This is a genomic window from Insolitispirillum peregrinum, assembly GCF_900156605.1.
In the GTDB taxonomy this organism is placed as follows: domain Bacteria; phylum Pseudomonadota; class Alphaproteobacteria; order Rhodospirillales; family Rhodospirillaceae; genus Insolitispirillum; species Insolitispirillum peregrinum.
The window spans coordinates 31515-47341 of record NZ_FTOA01000013.1 but is presented as its reverse complement, the minus strand read 5'-3'; the positions used below and the strand labels follow the sequence as shown (position 1 = coordinate 47341).

Annotated in this window: 19 protein-coding genes; 15 read left to right on the top strand and 4 right to left on the bottom strand. The window is 63.4% G+C overall.

All coding sequences use genetic code 11. From position 1 onward, the window contains the following. The 5 genes from BW995_RS19745 to BW995_RS19725 form a co-directional block, all read left to right on the top strand. Nucleotides 1-195 (top strand): 4Fe-4S dicluster domain-containing protein (locus BW995_RS19745; protein ID WP_175616971.1); only part of this gene is annotated, 195 nt, incomplete at its 5' end. Between the two features lie 193 nt (nucleotides 196-388). Beyond that, nucleotides 389-2167 (top strand): tetratricopeptide repeat protein, encoded by a 1779-nt coding sequence (locus BW995_RS19740; RefSeq protein WP_139333017.1) that lies wholly within the window; start codon nucleotides 389-391, stop codon nucleotides 2165-2167. 22 nt (nucleotides 2168-2189) lie between these two features. After that, nucleotides 2190-3221, top strand: coding sequence for a 4-(cytidine 5'-diphospho)-2-C-methyl-D-erythritol kinase (locus BW995_RS19735; protein WP_245821552.1), 1032 nt, complete (start codon nucleotides 2190-2192; stop codon nucleotides 3219-3221). 216 nt (nucleotides 3222-3437) lie between these two features. After that, nucleotides 3438-3659 carry a hypothetical protein gene (locus BW995_RS19730; protein ID WP_076402152.1) on the top strand — a complete coding sequence of 74 codons (222 nt, stop codon included), beginning with the start codon at nucleotides 3438-3440 and terminating at the stop codon, nucleotides 3657-3659. Between the two features lie 207 nt (nucleotides 3660-3866). Next, nucleotides 3867-4064, top strand: a complete 198-nt coding sequence (locus tag BW995_RS19725; protein WP_076402151.1) for a hypothetical protein — start codon at nucleotides 3867-3869, stop codon at nucleotides 4062-4064. Between the two features lie 112 nt (nucleotides 4065-4176). Here BW995_RS19725 and BW995_RS19720 read toward each other — a convergent pair whose 3' ends face one another. From BW995_RS19720 to BW995_RS19710, 3 genes are read right to left on the bottom strand one after another with little or no spacing between them, the layout of a single operon-like run. Then, on the bottom strand, nucleotides 4177-4668 hold the full coding sequence (locus BW995_RS19720) for a hypothetical protein (RefSeq protein WP_076402150.1): 492 nt from the start codon (nucleotides 4666-4668) through the stop codon (nucleotides 4177-4179). 33 nt (nucleotides 4669-4701) lie between these two features. Further along, nucleotides 4702-5070 carry a carboxymuconolactone decarboxylase family protein gene (locus BW995_RS19715; RefSeq protein WP_076402149.1) on the bottom strand — a complete coding sequence of 123 codons (369 nt, stop codon included), beginning with the start codon at nucleotides 5068-5070 and terminating at the stop codon, nucleotides 4702-4704. A gap of 49 nt (nucleotides 5071-5119) precedes the next feature. Beyond that, complete coding sequence (locus tag BW995_RS19710; protein WP_456152108.1) at nucleotides 5120-5641, bottom strand: nucleoside deaminase; 522 nt, start codon at nucleotides 5639-5641, stop codon at nucleotides 5120-5122. A gap of 182 nt (nucleotides 5642-5823) precedes the next feature. On the opposite strand from BW995_RS19710, the gene BW995_RS19705 reads away from it, so the two are divergent. From BW995_RS19705 to fmt, 5 genes are all read left to right on the top strand, one after another. Further along, complete coding sequence (locus BW995_RS19705) at nucleotides 5824-6540, top strand: gamma-glutamyl-gamma-aminobutyrate hydrolase family protein (protein ID WP_076402157.1); 717 nt, start codon at nucleotides 5824-5826, stop codon at nucleotides 6538-6540. Beyond that, nucleotides 6537-8258 (top strand): pseudouridine synthase, encoded by a 1722-nt coding sequence (locus BW995_RS21295; protein ID WP_076402148.1) that lies wholly within the window; start codon nucleotides 6537-6539, stop codon nucleotides 8256-8258. Before BW995_RS19705 ends, BW995_RS21295 begins: the two co-directional genes overlap by 4 nt. Before the next feature lie 2 nt (nucleotides 8259-8260). After that, the gene (gene rsmD, locus BW995_RS19695) at nucleotides 8261-8836 is read left to right on the top strand and encodes a 16S rRNA (guanine(966)-N(2))-methyltransferase RsmD (RefSeq protein WP_076402147.1); all 576 of its coding nucleotides are present in this window, start codon (nucleotides 8261-8263) and stop codon (nucleotides 8834-8836) included. 64 nt (nucleotides 8837-8900) lie between these two features. After that, nucleotides 8901-9446: a peptide deformylase gene (gene def / locus BW995_RS19690; protein WP_076402146.1), complete on the top strand. Its 546-nt coding sequence runs from the start codon at nucleotides 8901-8903 to the stop codon at nucleotides 9444-9446. A gap of 30 nt (nucleotides 9447-9476) precedes the next feature. Then, entirely contained in the window at nucleotides 9477-10400 is a 924-nt protein-coding gene (gene fmt / locus BW995_RS19685; RefSeq protein ID WP_076402145.1) for a methionyl-tRNA formyltransferase, read from the top strand. A 143-nt stretch (nucleotides 10401-10543) separates the two neighbouring features. Here the strand turns inward: fmt and BW995_RS19680 are convergent, their stop codons facing one another. Next, nucleotides 10544-11302, bottom strand: a complete 759-nt coding sequence (locus BW995_RS19680; protein WP_084195025.1) for a Crp/Fnr family transcriptional regulator — start codon at nucleotides 11300-11302, stop codon at nucleotides 10544-10546. Between the two features lie 370 nt (nucleotides 11303-11672). Here BW995_RS19680 and ffh point away from each other — a divergent pair, with 370 nt between their 5' ends. The 5 genes from ffh (at nucleotide 11673) to rplS (ending at nucleotide 15613) form a co-directional block, all read left to right on the top strand. After that, on the top strand, nucleotides 11673-13199 hold the full coding sequence (gene ffh, locus BW995_RS19675) for a signal recognition particle protein (protein ID WP_076402144.1): 1527 nt from the start codon (nucleotides 11673-11675) through the stop codon (nucleotides 13197-13199). Nucleotides 13200-13308: 109 nt separating this feature from the next. Next, nucleotides 13309-13698: a 30S ribosomal protein S16 gene (gene rpsP, locus BW995_RS19670; protein ID WP_076402143.1), complete on the top strand. Its 390-nt coding sequence runs from the start codon at nucleotides 13309-13311 to the stop codon at nucleotides 13696-13698. A gap of 17 nt (nucleotides 13699-13715) precedes the next feature. After that, nucleotides 13716-14417, top strand: a complete 702-nt coding sequence (rimM, locus tag BW995_RS19665; protein WP_076402142.1) for a ribosome maturation factor RimM — start codon at nucleotides 13716-13718, stop codon at nucleotides 14415-14417. After that, nucleotides 14417-15199 (top strand): tRNA (guanosine(37)-N1)-methyltransferase TrmD, encoded by a 783-nt coding sequence (gene trmD / locus BW995_RS19660; RefSeq protein WP_084195022.1) that lies wholly within the window; start codon nucleotides 14417-14419, stop codon nucleotides 15197-15199. Before rimM ends, trmD begins: the two co-directional genes overlap by 1 nt. A gap of 6 nt (nucleotides 15200-15205) precedes the next feature. Then, nucleotides 15206-15613, top strand: coding sequence for a 50S ribosomal protein L19 (gene rplS / locus BW995_RS19655; protein ID WP_076402141.1), 408 nt, complete (start codon nucleotides 15206-15208; stop codon nucleotides 15611-15613). Nucleotides 15614-15827: the final 214 nt, after the last annotated feature.

Below are 15827 nucleotides of genomic sequence, written 5' to 3'. Positions count from 1 at the left end.
GAGCAGCGGTTCTGCCCGGCGGGTGTTTACGAATACGTCAGCGTGGAACAGAACGACCCCGACGGGCCAAAGCGGTTGCAGATCAATTCCCAGAATTGCATCCACTGCAAGACCTGTGACATCAAGGACCCGACCCAGAACATCAACTGGGTGGTACCGCAAGGCGGCGAGGGGCCGAACTACCCCAATATGTAAGGGTGTCCTGCCGGGTTCTGGCAACAGGACCCGGCAGAAACCGGTCTCTCTTGCGCTTTTGGCCCTCGCACCTGACATCAGCAGGGCCGGAGGAAAGCGACCGCCAGAATAGAGTCCGGACGTTTAAGTCTCTGGCTGTCTGTCCCGAAAGGGATTAGCCTTGTTGATCAAACTGTAAACGGATAGCAGCATCGTGAACTCTGGTACTGTACGCTCCGGCCTGATGAACCGGTCCCGGTTGCACCTTACGACGGCGTGCGCGCTGTTGCTGTCTGTGTTGCCCGCCGCCTGTGGGGGGGAAACCATCGCGGCTGGTGGCGCATCCGCCGTTCAGCAGGCCGAGGCCCCGACAGCCGGGGCTGCTCCGGCCCCGGCTCCTGAAGCCCTGCGGCGGAGTGGCTCGTTCGGCTTTGGCAAATATCTGGCGGCCAGCGTGGCGCAGAACCAGTCCGATACCGCAGCAGCGGCAGCCTATTACTTTGCCGCGCTCGAAGCCGATCCGACCAACGTCGGCCTGGCCCGGCGGGCCTATTTCTATCTGCTGGCCGAAGGCCAGATCAAACCGGCGGTGGCGCTGGCCGAACGGGTGGTCGAACTGGCAGGCGACAACGGCATTGCGCCGCTGGTGCTGGCCGCTGGCGACAGCCTGAAAAAAGACTATGACCGCGCCTATCATCGTCTGGATGGTGCCGAAGAGCAGGGCATCAACGGCGTGGTGGTGCCGATGATGCGGGCGTGGGCGCTGGCCGGGCAAAAGAAATGGGACGAGGCGCAGGCGGCCCTTGAGCCGATGAACAAGCGCCGCGAGTTGCAACAACTGTATCATTTCCATTCGGCGATGATTGCCGATCTCGCCGGGCGCGACGAGCAGGCATGGGCGCACTATCAGGCGACGCTGGACGGCACCGAAATGCTGTCGCTGCGGCCGGTGCAAATGGCGTTGAACTTCCTCGCCCGGCAGGGACGCAGCGATGATCTGGTGGCGCTGAAGGACCGTTATCTGCGGCAAAACCCGAATTCGTTGCTGGCAAAATCGCTGTTCCCCGACACAAAAGCCAAACCAGCCCGGCTGGTGACCTCGGCTGAAGAGGGGATGGCCGAAGCCCTGTACGGCACGGCATCGTCGTTGCTGCAAAACAGCGCCTATGACAGTGCGCTGGTGTTCTGTCGCCTGTCCGAAGCCCTCCATCCCGGCTTTCCATTCGCCGGGATGATGGTTGGCGACATTCTGGACGAGCTGGAACGCTTCCCCGAAGCGGCGGCGGCCTATCAGAAAGTGCCGTCGTCCAGCCCGCTGTATCTGGTGATCCGCCTGCGGCTGGCCACCACGCTGGAACGCGACAAAAAGGTTGATGCCGCCGGCAAGGTGCTGGCCGATCTGGTCAAGGCCTATCCGCAACAGCCTGAACCGCTGATGGCGCAGGGCGACCTGCTGCGGCGGCAGGAAAAGTGGGGTGAGGCGGAAAAGCTGTACCAAAAGGCGCTGGGCCTGCTGTCGAGCACCGACAACCGACTGTGGTCGCTGCATTATTCCATCGGGATCACCCAGGAACGCAGCAAGCAGTGGGACAAGGCCGAGGCGTCGCTGAAGACATCGCTGGAGCTGAATCCGAACCAGCCGCAGGTGCTGAACTATCTGGGCTATTCCTGGATTGATCGCGGCATCAATGTCGAACAGGGCAAGGCCCTGATCGAAAAGGCCGTCGAGCAGCGTCCAACCGATGGTTACATCATCGACAGTCTGGGCTGGGCTTACTTCCTGACCGGCGATTATGCGCGCGCGGTCGAGGAACTGGAGCGGGCGATCGAGTTTACCCCGGCGGACCCGACGATCAACGACCATCTGGGGGATGCCTACTGGCGGGTGGGCCGGACCAACGAGGCGCGTTTCCAGTGGCAGCGGGCCCTGGGTCTGGAGCCGGAACCGGAGCAGGAAAAGACCCTGCGCGAAAAGCTCGACAAGGGGTTGTAACGGATCGCCTGTCGGGAGGTGAATGAGGACCCTGCCTGTCAGGCAGTGGGGGATGGAGGGCCAGCAGATGGAGCAGACCTTGACACGCCCGGCTTCGGGCGCAACGCAGCAGGACAAGGGCGGTTCAAGCGCCACCTTTGTGGATGGAACGGTGCGGGTGGCCGCCCCGGCCAAAGTCAACCTGACCCTGCATGTCACCGGACGCCGCGATGATGGCTATCACCTGTTGCACAGCCTGGTGGTGTTTGCCGGGCTGTTCGACCGGGTGATTCTGGAACCGGCTGACCGCCTGAGTCTGGAGGTGGTGGGGCCGAATGCCTCGGCACTGGCCGGTGTTCCCACTGATGACAATATCGTCCTGCGGGCGGCATGGGCGTTGGCCGCCGCCACCGGGTCACGCAAAGGGGCCCGGATCACCCTGCACAAGATGTTGCCGGTGGCCGCCGGAATCGGCGGCGGCAGTACCGATGCCGCTGCCGCCCTGCATGGGTTGATGCGGCTGTGGGATGTGCGTCTGCCAACTGACCGCCTGCTACAACTGGCCGGGGGTCTGGGCGCGGATGTGCCGGTGTGCCTGCGCGGTCGCCCGACAGAAATGAGTGGCGTCGGTGAAATCCTGCGCGAGCCGCCGCCGCTGCCAGCGGCGTGGCTGTTGCTGGTCAATCCGGGGGTACCGCTGTCGACTCCGCAGGTGTTCAAGGCGCGTAGCGGTGATTTTGGCAAGGACATGCCGCTGTCCGAGGCGCCGCGGGATGCGGCGGCGCTGGCCTCGGCGCTGGCCGTACGGCGCAATGACCTGACGGCGGCAGCCATTTCTCTGGTGCCGGAGATCGGGCGGGTGCTGGCCACCATGGCAGCCTTGCCGGGGTGCCTGCTATCGCGCATGTCGGGCAGTGGGGCAACCTGCTGGGGTCTGTTCACCACCGAGTATGAATGCCGGGCGGCGGCGCGGGCCTTGCGGCTGGAAAGTCCGGGCTGGTGGATGGAGCCTGCACCGTTGCTGGGGGCCTTTGATCCCTTTGAACTGGCCGAGGGACAGCCATTCATTCGCTGATAGACGGATAAAATGTTCGTGCAAGAGGGGATTTTCAAAAAGAGAATCCCCTCTTTTATTTTCATATTCAATGGGTTGGTGGCGTGATTGTTTCGTGTGAAATGTTTTGAAATGTTGGCGACATGTGTATGAAAAAAATGTGGGTTAATGTTCCTTTAACGACAAATGGGACGCCGGAAATCAATCGGACATGTCCCGAGTTAGAGAGAAGCCATCATGACCCACATCTCCTCCCGCACTGATTTTTCTGCTTCCCATCAGAGCCAGGGGGATGTGTCCCCGGCGACGTGTGTTGCTCTGGCCCGGGAAGCTCTGGCTCATGCGCGGGCCTTTCGCGAAAGCGTTCGGGCCTTTGAACAGATCGATATGGACAAGATCATGAAGGGCCTGCAGACCATGCGTGCTATCAGTCGGGGTCAGGTTTGCGATGCTCCGTAAGGGAGGGGGCTTGCGGGGAACAGGCTATCCTCTTCCCGATGGCACCCCGCCGTGTTCCGGCTTTTTTTAAGACTTTTTTTACGTTCTGAAACATTTTGAAATCTGAGCGACATTCGATTGCAACGCACAAGAGTCATCCTGTGTTCAGAGAGACGGATCGAAAGGGCGCACCGCCCGACGAACCGCAGACACAAGGGGACAACCGCCATGACCAAGATGCAGCACTCCGCCCAAGGCTTCTCCGGTACCCAGACCATGCAGGCTGACTGCGTTGCTCTGGCCCGTCAGGCTCGTGCCCACGCCACGGCTTTCCGCAGCAGCGTGCAGGCGTTCGACAACATCAACATTTCCGGCATCTTTGGCGAACTGCGCGCGATGCGCCAGGCTGTCACCTACACTTCCTGAGACACTGTTCTCTCCGTTTCTCTGTCGTCTGCGGATGATGAAGGGCACCCCGGGTTATGCCGGGGTGCCCTTTGTGTTTCAGCCATCACGGTCGTTCCGTTTTCTTCACGTCTTACCGGCAGGTCAGGGTCAGCATTCCCGACTGGTCATCCGGGGAGACGAAATCCCGGATCACCTCGATTTTTTTATAGGTCTTGTCGGCGACTTTCTGGTTGACCACGCTGGTGACCCGCTGCAACAGCTTTGTGTCGTCGTAATAGACGTCAGGCTGCAGGGGGGATTTGTTGAAATCCACCATCAGGGCATCGGCAGCATGGGGAGCCGCGATACAGCCTTCATAGCGGGTGGTATCGCCCGGCCACAGGCGGACCACCAGCCCCATATAGCCATTGTTGCCCGCACGGTTGACCACTGGCACCCACAGGGTTTCCAGCTGGATGTAATCTCCGGGGACTTCCTCGACCTTGCTGCGGGGCTTGGATGCCTTTTCAGCGGCATGGGCCGGAGTCGTTGCCATCGGGCTGACCGCCAGCGGAAAGGCAAGCAGTGCTGCGGTTAACAGCGGTGTGGCCCATTGACCAATGGCCTGAAATTCCGATGCCATGCCTGCCCTCCCGGAGTCGTGGGTGAAATGTGGTTACTCTGCCGCTGATCCAGCGCTTTGCTCGGCGACCCACTGATCATACGCTTCCAGGCACTGAGTGCCATAGATCAACGACGGGCCGCCCCCCATATAAAGGGCGATTCCAACGGTTTCCATCAGTTCTTCGCGGGTGACGCCCAGCCGCAGGGCGGCTTTGGTGTGAAAGGCGATGCAGCCGTCACAGCGGGCGGCAATCGAAATGGCAACGGCCAGCAGTTCCTTGGTCTTGGCATCCAGCGCACCGCCTTTGGTGGCGGCGGCGGCTAGGGCGCTGAACGCCTGCATGGTATCGCCGATGCCACCGCGCAGCGGTTTCATGCCAGCGCTGAGGGTGTCGGCAATGGTGATCCAGTCCTTGTGCATGGCGGTCTCCTGCTCGTTCGAATGCGGGACCGGCCTGCACGCTGTCGGGTCAGCCGGTCCCGGAGGGGGAAGGGGTGGAATCTTTATATCGTATTTCTCTAAAGAACGCTTTCAGCAAATCCCTGCATTGCGTTTCCGCAATCCCGCCATAAACATCGGGTTGGTGGTGGATGGTCGGCTGGTGATACAGACGCGGCCCATGGTCAACGCCGCCGCCTTTGGGGTCATAGGCGCCAAAATACAGCCGCCGAATGCGGAAAAAGCTGATGGCGGTGGCACACAGGGCGCAGGGTTCGAGGGTGACATACAGATCACAGTCCCCGAGTCGGCTCTGTCCGGTGCGGGCGGCGGCGGTGCGCAGGGCCAGCAGTTCGGCATGGGCGGTGGGGTCGCCCAGTTCTTCGACCCGGTTGCCACTGGCGGCCAGCACCTCGCCATCCTGTGCGCGCACCACCACTGCCCCGACCGGGACTTCGCCGCGTGTGGCGGCGGCCTGCGCTTCCTGCAGGGCCAGCGCCATGGCGGGAAAGGCAGGAACCAGCAGGGAGGGCGGCTGAGCGGAGGGAGGCATCGGGATATCCTGTCTGGAACAGAGACTCGTGTTATACTCTGGCTGCCTGTGGCTTGCGAACGGATGCTGCCGCATGACTCTGCTCTTGTGCTAATCTCGGGCTGCGTCCATCTTGGGGCACTTTTTCGCCGGGCTCAGGGACCGTTGCCATGGTTCCACCTGCTGAACAGACGACAGGCATCATGAAACGACCAGTTATCGGTATTCCCCTCGACAGTGAAGAGGGGGGTGGCTATTCCAAATTTCCCTGGTACGCCCTGCGGAAAAACTATATCGAGTCGGTGGTGGCGGCAGGCGGACTGCCTGTGCTGCTGCCGCACCATCCCGAGCTGATCGACGATTACGTTGCCGGTCTGGATGGTCTGTTGGTCCCCGGTGGGGCGTTTGATGTTGACCCGGCGCTGTTCGGGGCATCCAGCCGCCACGAAACGGTGGTGCTGAAGGAAGGCCGCACGGCCTTTGAGATCGGCATCACCCGCCGGATGTTGCAGCTGGACCGGCCCGTGCTGGGCATTTGTGGCGGTCAGCAACTGTTGAACGTGATTCTGGGCGGGACGCTGATTCAGCACATCCCCGACGAGATCAGCCAGCCGCTGGCCCACGAACAGCCCAATCCGCGCACCGAGCCGGGGCATATGGTCGAGGTGCTGGCCGACAGCCTGCTGCACCGGATCACCGGCGAGGACTCGTTCCCGGTCAATTCCGCCCATCATCAGGCGGCGGCGGCGGTCGGTCCGGGGGTACTGGTGTCTGCCCGTGCCCCTGACGGGGTGATCGAAGCGATCGAACAGCCTGATGCGGCCTTTTGTCTGGGGGTGCAATGGCACCCGGAGTACCATATCAGCGCCGCTGATACCAAAATCTTTGACGCCTTTTTACAAGCCTGTGGGGCCAAATGAACGACGAAACCGAGCATCTTGACGACGACGAAACCGTGACCGACGCAACGGGGGAGCGAATCGCCAAAGTGCTGGCCCGCGCCGGGCTTGGATCGCGGCGCGATGCGGAAAAAATGATTGCCGACCGGCGGGTGTCGGTCAATGGCCGGGTGCTGGTTTCGCCGGCAGTCAACGTGCTGCCGTCCGACGTGGTGGCGGTGGATGGCGAGGCGTTGCGGGCGGCGCAGGAAACCCGCGTCTGGCGCTATCACAAGCCCGCCGGTCTGGTGACCACCCACAAGGACCCGCAGGGCCGGACGACGGTGTTTGCCGTTCTGCCGCGTGACCTGCCGCATGTGGTCAGCGTCGGGCGTCTTGACCTCAATTCCGAAGGCCTGTTGTTGCTGACCAACGACGGCTCGCTGGCCGGGATGCTCGAACACCCGTCAACCGGTTGGCCGCGTCGCTACCGGGTGCGCATGCATGGCCGGGTGGACATGGACAAGCTGGCGACGCTGGCCGATGGCGTCGAGGTGGACGGGATTCAGTACGGCCCGATTCAGGTGACCTTTGAACGGCAGCAAGGGATGAATGCCTGGCTGCAGGTGACACTACACGAAGGCAAGAACCGCGAAATCCGCCGGGTGATGGAACATCTGGGCTATACGGTGAACCGTCTGATTCGCGTTGCCTATGGTCCGTTTGTCATTGGCCGTCTGCAAAAAGGCCAGGTCGAGGAAGTCCCGTTCAAGGTGCTGCGCGAAGCGCTGGCCGGTATGGGCGAGGCCGTTCCGCCCGCCCTGCGAATGGACAAGATCGACAGCTCGAAGTGGGCCAAGGCCAAGCCGAAGCCGGTGCGTCCGGGCTACAAGAAATTCCAGCGGCAGGATGACGAGCCGCAGGGGCCGCAGGGTGCCAATCGCCTGCAGGGCAACCGTCGTGATGGTGATCGTCCGCAGGGTGATCGCCCCTATGGCGCGGGTCGCCCGCAAGGGGACCGCCGGGACGGAGACCGTCCGCGGGGAGACCGTCCCTATGGTGCCGGTCGTCCGCAAGGTGACCGTCAGGAGGGTGATCGTCCGCGGGGGGATCGTCCCTATGGCGCGGGTCGCCCACAGGGTGACCGCCGGGACGGAGACCGCCCGCGGGGTGATCGTCCCTATGGTGCTGGTCGCCCGCAGGGTGACCGTCAGGAAGGGGATCGTCCGCGGGGAGATCGTCCCCATGGTGCCGGTCGTCCGCAGGGTGAAGGCCGTGATGGGGACCGCCCGCGGGGTGATCGTCCCTATGGTGCTGGTCGCCCGCAGGGTGACCGTCAGGAAGGGGATCGTCCGCGGGGAGATCGTCCCCATGGTGCCGGTCGTCCGCAGGGTGAGCGCCGTGATGGGGACCGCCCGCGGGGTGATCGTCCCTATGGTGCTGGTCGCCCGCAGGGTGACCGTCAGGAAGGGGATCGTCCGCGGGGAGATCGTCCCCATGGTGCCGGTCGTCCGCAGGGTGAGCGCCGTGATGGGGACCGCCCGCGGGGGGATCGTCCCTATGGTGCTGGTCGCCCGCAGGGTGACCGTCAGGAGGGTGACCGTCCGCGGGGGGATCGCCCCTATGGTGCCGGTCGTCCACACGGTGACCGTCGCGACGGCAACCGTCCGCAGGGAGGTCGTCCCTCGGGATCGCGGCCGTCCGGGTCGCGTCCGGCCGGTGGTTCTGGCCCCCGTGGCCCGCGTAAGGGAGATCGTTGATCATGCGGATTGTTGGCGGAGACTTTCGGGGCAAGCCGCTGGTGGCCCCCGAAGGCCGTGACAGCGTGCGCCCTACCTCGGACCGGGCGCGCGAGAGCGTGTTTAATGTGCTGATGCACAACCACTTTGGCAGCCTTGATGGTGTGCGGGTGCTGGACGTGTTCGCCGGAACCGGGGCGCTGGGACTGGAAGCCCTGTCGCGCGGAGCCGCCCATGTGGTGTTTTTCGAGCGTGGCGGCCCGGCGGTGGCGGCCCTGAAGGCCAACATTGCGGCGCTGAAGGTCGAACGACGGACGACGCTGGTGTTTGGCGATGCCACCACGCCACCGCTGGCGGGCAGGGGCTCGGCGGGCGAGCTGGTGTTCCTTGATCCGCCTTACGAGGCCGGGGTGCTGGTTCCGACGCTGGACGCGCTGGCCCGGCGGGGCTGGCTGGCCGATGGGGCGGTGGTGGTGTGTGAACAGCACTTTGCCACCGACCTTGAACCGCCTGCCGGTTTTGAGGTGCTGGACGAACGCCGCTATGGCAAGGCCAAGGTGACCTTCCTGTCGTTCCATGCGGTGCCACCGGTTGCTTGACCTTTGCTGGTGATCCGCTTATCTCAGCAAAACAGTCTTCTATTTTTCGATAAAGGTTCCTCCGATGGCCCTGTTGCCGATCATCGTTGCTCCCGACCCGCGCCTGAAGGTCAAGGCAACCCCCGTTGAAACCGTCGATGCCGAGGTGCGGACCCTGCTCGACGACATGCTGGAAACCATGTATGCCGCCCCGGGCGTTGGTCTGGCGGCACCGCAGATTGGGGTTACCCGGCGCGTGATTGTGGTGGATGCGGCAGATCGCAACGAGCCGCCGGCTCCGCTCAAGCTGGTCAACCCGGAGGTCATCTGGGCATCCGATGACCTCAGCAGCTATGAAGAAGGCTGCCTGTCGGTGCCGGACCATTACGATGACGTGGTGCGTCCGGCGCGGGTGCGGGTGCGCTATCTGGACGAAACCGGCACCAGCAAGGAACTCGACGCCGATGGTTTGCTGGCGGTGGTGCTGCAGCACGAGATTGATCACCTGAACGGCACGCTGTTCGTTGATCACCTGTCGTCGCTGAAGCGCAACATGATCCTGCGCAAGCTGACCAAGGGCAAAAAGAACGGGGACTACGAAGAAAAAGCCCCCAAGCCGCGTTCGGCGTAAGGGACGACCGTCAGGGAAGGGGGCAGACTGATGCGCGTTGTTTTCATGGGGACACCCGACTTTGCCGCCTGTGCGCTGGATGCGGTGGTATCGGCAGGGCATCAGGTGGTGGCGGTGTACAGCCAGCCGCCCCGCCCGGCCGGGCGGGGACAAAAAGAGCGCCCGTCGCCGGTGCAGGCCCGCGCCGAAGCGCTGGGGCTGGAGGTCCGCACCCCCACCAGTCTGCGGACCGTCGAAGCGCAACAGGACTTTGCCGCCTTGCAGGCCGATATTGCGGTGGTGGCGGCCTATGGCTTGATTCTGCCACAGGCGATTCTGGATGCACCGCGTCTGGGCTGCATCAACATTCACGGGTCGTTGCTGCCGCGCTGGCGCGGGGCGGCCCCGATCCAGCGGGCGATCATGGCCGGGGATGCCGAAAGCGGCATTACCATCATGCAGATGGAAGCCGGGCTGGATACCGGTCCGATGCTGACGCGGGAAAGCCTGCCGATCACCCCCACCACCACCGCTGCCAGCCTGCACGACCAGCTGGCCGAAATGGGGGCGCGGATGGTGGTCGAGGCCCTGGACGGTCTGGCCGCCGGACGGCTGACCGCCACCCCGCAACCGGCTGAGGGGGTGACCTACGCCGCCAAGATCGACAAGGCCGAAGCCCATATTGACTGGTCGCGCCCGGCCAGTGACGTTGCCCGCCACATCAACGGCCTGTCACCCTTCCCCGGCGCGTGGTGCGAGGTGAATGGCGAGCGGGTCAAGATCCTGCTGGCCGAACAGGTCGCCGGGCACAGCACCGCTGCTGCCGGGACGCTGGTGGACGAGCGGTTGCTGATCGCCTGTGGTGATGGCGGGGCTGTGCGCCTGCTGCGCCTGCAACGGTCGGGCAAGGCCCCGCTGGAGGCCGAAGCCTTGCTGCGCGGCTGGTCGCTGCCTGCCGGAACGGTTCTGGCGTAACGCGGCAAGGGTCGCGTCAGACCAGCGTGCGTTAAATATGACGCAGGCACGCTGGTCTGACCTTTTGTATTGCCGCATTGTTTTTGCGAAAACCGGTTTCCACTTTTCGCACAATGCTCCAGACCGTCATTGTCCGGGACTTGCTATTCGCCCTCTGCGATCCCGGCCAGCGGAGCACGCTGAATGGTCGCCCGCTGCTGGTCGATTTTGGTCAGCAGGCCGGTGCGGTGGAAATCGGCGATCAGGCGGCTGGCGGTTTCCTTGGTGATGCCCAGAATGGCGCCGACATCGTCGCGGGACGGGATGGTGATCCGGCCTTGATCGTCCCCGCTCAGGTCGTGCAGATCGACCAGAAAACGGGCCACCCGCTGGCGTCCGGCCCCCAGCGAATACTGCGCCAGCCAGCCATCGGCCTGTTGCAGCGCCTGATGCCAGTGGCGAATCATCTGGGTGGACAGCCACGGCTGATGCGCCATCACCTGCCGCACCACCTCGAGGGGAACCTTGCAAACCTCGGTGTCGGCCAGCGCAATGGCGGTATGGTCGCACGGGCTGTCGAGCAGACGCTCCAGCCCCAGCAAATCCGACCGGCGGGCCAGTCGGACGATGCGGTACGAGCCATCGCTGAGATAGGTCTCCAGCTTGATCAGGCCCGAGCGCAGAATGAAAATCGTCCCCGGCTGGTCGCCGCTGCGATAGAGGGTTTCTCCGGCGGGGATGGTTTCTTCGGGGACTTTCCAGGCGATGGCATCCAGTTCGTCGTAGGTCAGGTTGACGAACAGGGCGTTCTGGCGAACGGTGCAGGCCCGACAGCGGGCGGCGCGGCGGCAGCCCTCCGGGGTCAGGGCCGGGTCTTCGGATGCGACCGGGGACAGAACCCGGTAGGCGTGGGCTGCTCTCATCGGCATGGGCCTCCGCTGGAATTCCTTTATGTATGGCGTGGTCGGGGGGGCAAATGCAAGAGAAGGCGCTCGGCCAGTACGGGATTGGTGGCGGGATCAGGGGCAGCAATGGTGAATGGCTGGACTCCGGGCCGGAATGCGGGTATAAGCCCCGTCACCGGCACAGGGCCGGGATGCGTCGCCTCGGGATACTGGATGCCCGGGGGGTCCGCCAGTCCGCGAAGATACGCGCACTGGCGCGATATTCGTTTGTCCGCTGTTCTGTTGTTTTGCTTGGCGAAGCGATGAAATGGTGGTATGGACGACAGCGTTCCCGATCCTGACAGGATTCTCCGCCCGATACCCGGGCAGGCTGCAATAAGGTTTGCGTATGTTTGATGGTCTTTCATCCCGGCTGTCGTCGGTCTTTGACAAACTCACGCGCCGTGGCGCGCTGAGCGAGGCTGACGTCAGCGAGGCCATGCGCGAAATCCGCATTGCCCTGCTGGAAGCCGACGTGGCGTTGCCGGTGGTGAAGGACTTTGTTGCCAAGGTCAAGGAGCGCGCCATTGGTCAGGATGTCATCAAGTCGGTGACGCCGGGCCAGATGGTGGTCAAGATCGTCCATGATGCCCTGGTGGAAATGCTGGGCGGTGACGATCAGGAAAGCGCCCTCAATCTGGCAGTGGTGCCGCCCGCGCCGATCCTGATGGTCGGTCTGCAGGGGTCGGGCAAGACCACCACCTCGGGCAAGATTGCCCGCCTGCTGACCACCCGCGACCGCAAGAAAGTGCTGCTGGCCTCGCTCGACGTTTACCGTCCGGCAGCCCAGCACCAGCTGGCGGTGCTGGGGCAACAGCTGGGTGTGGACAGCCTGCCGATCATTGCTGGCCAGATGCCGGTCGACATTGCCCGCCGGGCGATGGACGAAGGCCGCAAGGGCGGCTATGACGTGGTGATCCTCGACACCGCTGGCCGTCTGCACATTGATCAGGAACTGATGGCCGAAGTGGCCGCCGTCCGTGACGTGGTTACCCCGTCGGAAACCCTGCTGGTGACCGATGCGATGATCGGTCAGGACGCGGTGACGCTGGCGCGCGAATTCAACGAAAAGATCGGGATCACCGGCATTGTGCTGACCCGTATCGATGGTGACGCCCGTGGTGGTGCCGCCCTGTCGATGCGTGCGGTCACCGGTCGCCCGATCAAGTTGCTGGGGGTGGGCGAAAAGCTTGACGCCCTGGAAAGCTTCCACCCCGACCGTATCGCTGGCCGCATCCTCGGCATGGGCGACGTGGTCAGTCTGGTCGAAAAGGCCGCCCAGCACATCCAGCAGGAAGACGCCGAGAAAATGGCGGCGAAGATGCTGGAGGGGCGCTTTGATCTGGAAGACATGCTGTCGCAGTTCCAGCAGATCAAGCGGATGGGGGACATCAAGGGTCTGCTGGGGATGATGCCCGGCATTGCCAAGATGAAAAAGCAGATTTCCGAAGCCAACATTGACGACAAGGTCATTGGCCGTCAGGAAGCGATCATTCTGTCGATGACCAAAAAGGAACGACAGAATCCCGACCTGATCAAGGCCAGCCGCAAGCGGCGCATTGCCGCCGGGGCCGGGGTCGATGTGGCTGCCGTCAACAAGCTGCTGAAGCAACATCAGCAGATGGCTGACGTGATGAAGCAGATGAAAAAGATGGGCGGCAAAAAAGGCCTGCTTGGCGGGCTGGGCAAGCTGTTCGGTGGCGGCATGCCGTCGCCGGAAGAGCTGGGTGCCGGTGGCATGCCCGATCTTTCGATGTTGCAAAAGGGTGGCGGTCTGCCGCCCGGTATGCCGTCCCTGGGGCGGCCTGGCCTTCCGGGTGGCTTGCCGCCGGATGTGCTGAAGGCCCTGGGGAAAAGGGGGCCGAAGCAGCGGTAAACTCCCGTCAGGGACCACCGCTTGATGGCAGATCCTCCCGCCTGGTGCGCCATTGGGGTGTACAGGCAAACACCGTTCAAAATACTCTCGAAGACCTAAGGAAAAACACATGTCCCTCCGTATCCGTCTTGCCCGTGGCGGCGCCAAGAAGCGTCCGTTCTACCGCGTTGTTGTTGCCGATGCCCGTTCGCCGCGCGATGGCCGCTTTGTGGAAAAGCTGGGCACCTACAACCCGCTGCTGGGCAATGACAACGACCTGCGTCTGGTGCTGAAGGGCGAACGCGTCCAGTACTGGCTGGGCGTTGGCGCCCAGCCGAGCGATCGCGTTGCCAAGCTGCTGGCCAACGCCGGCCTGATGGCTGCTCCGGCCATTCCGGCGCAGACCAAGAAGAACCAGCCGCGCGCCAAGGCCCAGGAGCGTCTGCGTGAAGCTGCCGAGCGCGCCAAGGCTGCCGCCGAAGCCGCTGCTGCCGAAGCCGAAGCCGCGTCTGCTGAATAATCGTGAGCTCCGGTTCCATGGTTGACAGTCTGTCCGCATCCCCCGCACACGGGGAACCGCCGAACGGGGATCAGGACCGCGTATGCGTGGGCGTCATTGTTGGCGCCCACGGCATCCGTGGTCAGGTGCGAATCAAGAGCTTCACCGAGGAGCCGGAGCTGCTCGATGCCTACGGCCCGTTGCAGGACGAGGCCGGAAAGACCCGTTACGAGGTCTTTGTGGCCGGGCGTGCCAAGGGGGTGATCATTTGCACCATCCGTGGTGTGACCGACCGCACCGGGGCGGAAAAGCTGAAGGGTCTGCGCCTGTATCTGGATCGCGCCCTGCTGCCTGCCCTTGAGGATGACGAATTTTATCATTCAGACCTGATCGGCCTGACCGCCCGCTTCCCGGACGGGACGGTGGTGGGTCGGGTGTCGGCGCTGTATGATTTTGGCGCTGGCGACGTGATGGAACTGCACGGCCTGACCGGTGGCGTGGCGGTGATCCCGTTCACCCGCGTTGCCGTGCCGGTGATCGACCTGAAGGCCGGGGAAGTGGTGGTTGAGCCGTTGCCCGGTGCGCTGGAAGGTCCGGTGATGCCGGGGGCAACTGGTGCCCGCAAACGTTCGGCCCCCAAGGGTGGCCCGCGCCGCGAGTCGGTTGCCCGCGACGATGCTGCTGCCCCCGAGCCCGTCGACGCCGGGAAAGAGGAGTGGCCGGACGAGGATTGGCACTGATGACCGACACGCCCGAGTCGGATCAGGGCACGTCCTCTGCGGTTGAGGGGGGCGATGCCCCCGCGCCTGCTCCGCTGAAAATCAATATCCTGACCCTGTTCCCCGAGACCTTTCCCGGTCCACTGGGAACATCGCTGGCAGGAAAAGCGTTGTCAGAGGGCAAATGGTCGCTGGAAACAGTGGACATCCGTACCTTTGCGCGCGATAAACACCGCACCGTTGATGACAGCCCCTTCGGGGGTGGCGCTGGCATGGTCATGCGCCCCGATGTTGTTGACGCTGCCATTGATGCGGTCTGGCCGCGCCGTGGGCCTCTGATTTACCTTACCCCGCGCGGGAAAGTGCTGGATCAGGCCATGGTGCGTCGCTATGCCGCCGAGCCAGAGTTGACGCTGCTGTGTGGACGCTATGAGGGCGTTGATCAGCGCGTGCTGGATGCCTGGGATATCGAGGAAGTCAGCATTGGCGACTTCATCCTGTCCGGGGGCGAGATGGCAACGTTGGTGCTGCTGGATGCGGTCATCCGCTTGCTGCCCGGTGTGATGGGTAACAGCGAGTCGGGTGAAGATGAAAGTTTCGAGCGGGGCTTGCTTGAGTACCCGCTGTATACGCGCCCAGCCGACTGGCAGGGTCGCGTGGTCCCGGAAGTTCTGCTTTCGGGACATCATGCCAAAGTCGCCGCATGGCGACGGCAGCAGGCCGAGGAGATCACCCGGCAAAGGCGCCCTGACCTTTGGTCAGGCTACGCCGCCCTCAAAAAAAACGACTTCAACAAGGGTTAAGTCAAGATGAACATTATTCAGCAGCTCGAACAAGAGCAGATTGCCGCCCTGACCGCCAACAAGCAGATCCCCGTGTTCACCCCGGGCGATACCGTCCGCGTGCAGGTGAAGGTGGTCGAAGGCCAGCGTGAGCGTCTGCAGGCCTATGAAGGCGTGGTGATCGCCCGCAAGAACGCCGGTCTGAACAGCTCGTTCACCGTCCGCAAGATCTCGTTCGGCGAAGGTGTGGAACGCGTGTTCCCGCTGTACTCCCCGAACGTCGAGCGCATCGAGCTGGTGCGTCGCGGTAAGGTCCGTCGTGCGAAGCTGTACTACCTGCGTGGTCGTCGTGGTCGCGCTGCCCGTATCGTCGAAGATACCGCAGCGAACATCAAGGCCCGCGCCGCTGCTGCTGCTGCCGCTGCTGGCGAATAAGGTTCCGAGCGAGGGGGCGGCGTGGTCGATACTGATCCGCCGCCCTTTGGCTGCCTGACCCGCTGTTTTGCATTTGTGACCTGTCTGGACGCACCGAGGGCTATGACCAGCGGTGCGTCGTGTTGCGAATAAAGGGTAGTCTGGATTTAGTCGAAACTAAGTCGCAATAACCGCTACCCGTTCGCCCTGACCCTTGAAAGGGAGAGTTCGGCAC

Coding starts and splice junctions, on each gene's coding strand:
- BW995_RS19715 (WP_076402149.1), bottom strand. CDS start 5,070: ATGCACAAGGACTGGATCACCATTGCCGACACCCTCAGCGCTGGCATG.
- rplS (WP_076402141.1), top strand. CDS start 15,206: ATGAACATTATTCAGCAGCTCGAACAAGAGCAGATTGCCGCCCTGACC.
- ffh (WP_076402144.1), top strand. CDS start 11,673: ATGTTTGATGGTCTTTCATCCCGGCTGTCGTCGGTCTTTGACAAACTC.
- BW995_RS19730 (WP_076402152.1), top strand. CDS start 3,438: ATGACCCACATCTCCTCCCGCACTGATTTTTCTGCTTCCCATCAGAGC.
- def (WP_076402146.1), top strand. CDS start 8,901: ATGGCCCTGTTGCCGATCATCGTTGCTCCCGACCCGCGCCTGAAGGTC.
- BW995_RS19735 (WP_245821552.1), top strand. CDS start 2,190: ATGAGGACCCTGCCTGTCAGGCAGTGGGGGATGGAGGGCCAGCAGATG.
- BW995_RS19705 (WP_076402157.1), top strand. CDS start 5,824: ATGAAACGACCAGTTATCGGTATTCCCCTCGACAGTGAAGAGGGGGGT.
- rpsP (WP_076402143.1), top strand. CDS start 13,309: ATGTCCCTCCGTATCCGTCTTGCCCGTGGCGGCGCCAAGAAGCGTCCG.
- BW995_RS19680 (WP_084195025.1), bottom strand. CDS start 11,302: ATGAGAGCAGCCCACGCCTACCGGGTTCTGTCCCCGGTCGCATCCGAA.
- fmt (WP_076402145.1), top strand. CDS start 9,477: ATGCGCGTTGTTTTCATGGGGACACCCGACTTTGCCGCCTGTGCGCTG.
- trmD (WP_084195022.1), top strand. CDS start 14,417: ATGACCGACACGCCCGAGTCGGATCAGGGCACGTCCTCTGCGGTTGAG.
- BW995_RS19725 (WP_076402151.1), top strand. CDS start 3,867: ATGACCAAGATGCAGCACTCCGCCCAAGGCTTCTCCGGTACCCAGACC.
- BW995_RS19710 (WP_456152108.1), bottom strand. CDS start 5,641: ATGCCTCCCTCCGCTCAGCCGCCCTCCCTGCTGGTTCCTGCCTTTCCC.
- rsmD (WP_076402147.1), top strand. CDS start 8,261: ATGCGGATTGTTGGCGGAGACTTTCGGGGCAAGCCGCTGGTGGCCCCC.
- rimM (WP_076402142.1), top strand. CDS start 13,716: ATGGTTGACAGTCTGTCCGCATCCCCCGCACACGGGGAACCGCCGAAC.
- BW995_RS19720 (WP_076402150.1), bottom strand. CDS start 4,668: ATGGCATCGGAATTTCAGGCCATTGGTCAATGGGCCACACCGCTGTTA.
- BW995_RS21295 (WP_076402148.1), top strand. CDS start 6,537: ATGAACGACGAAACCGAGCATCTTGACGACGACGAAACCGTGACCGAC.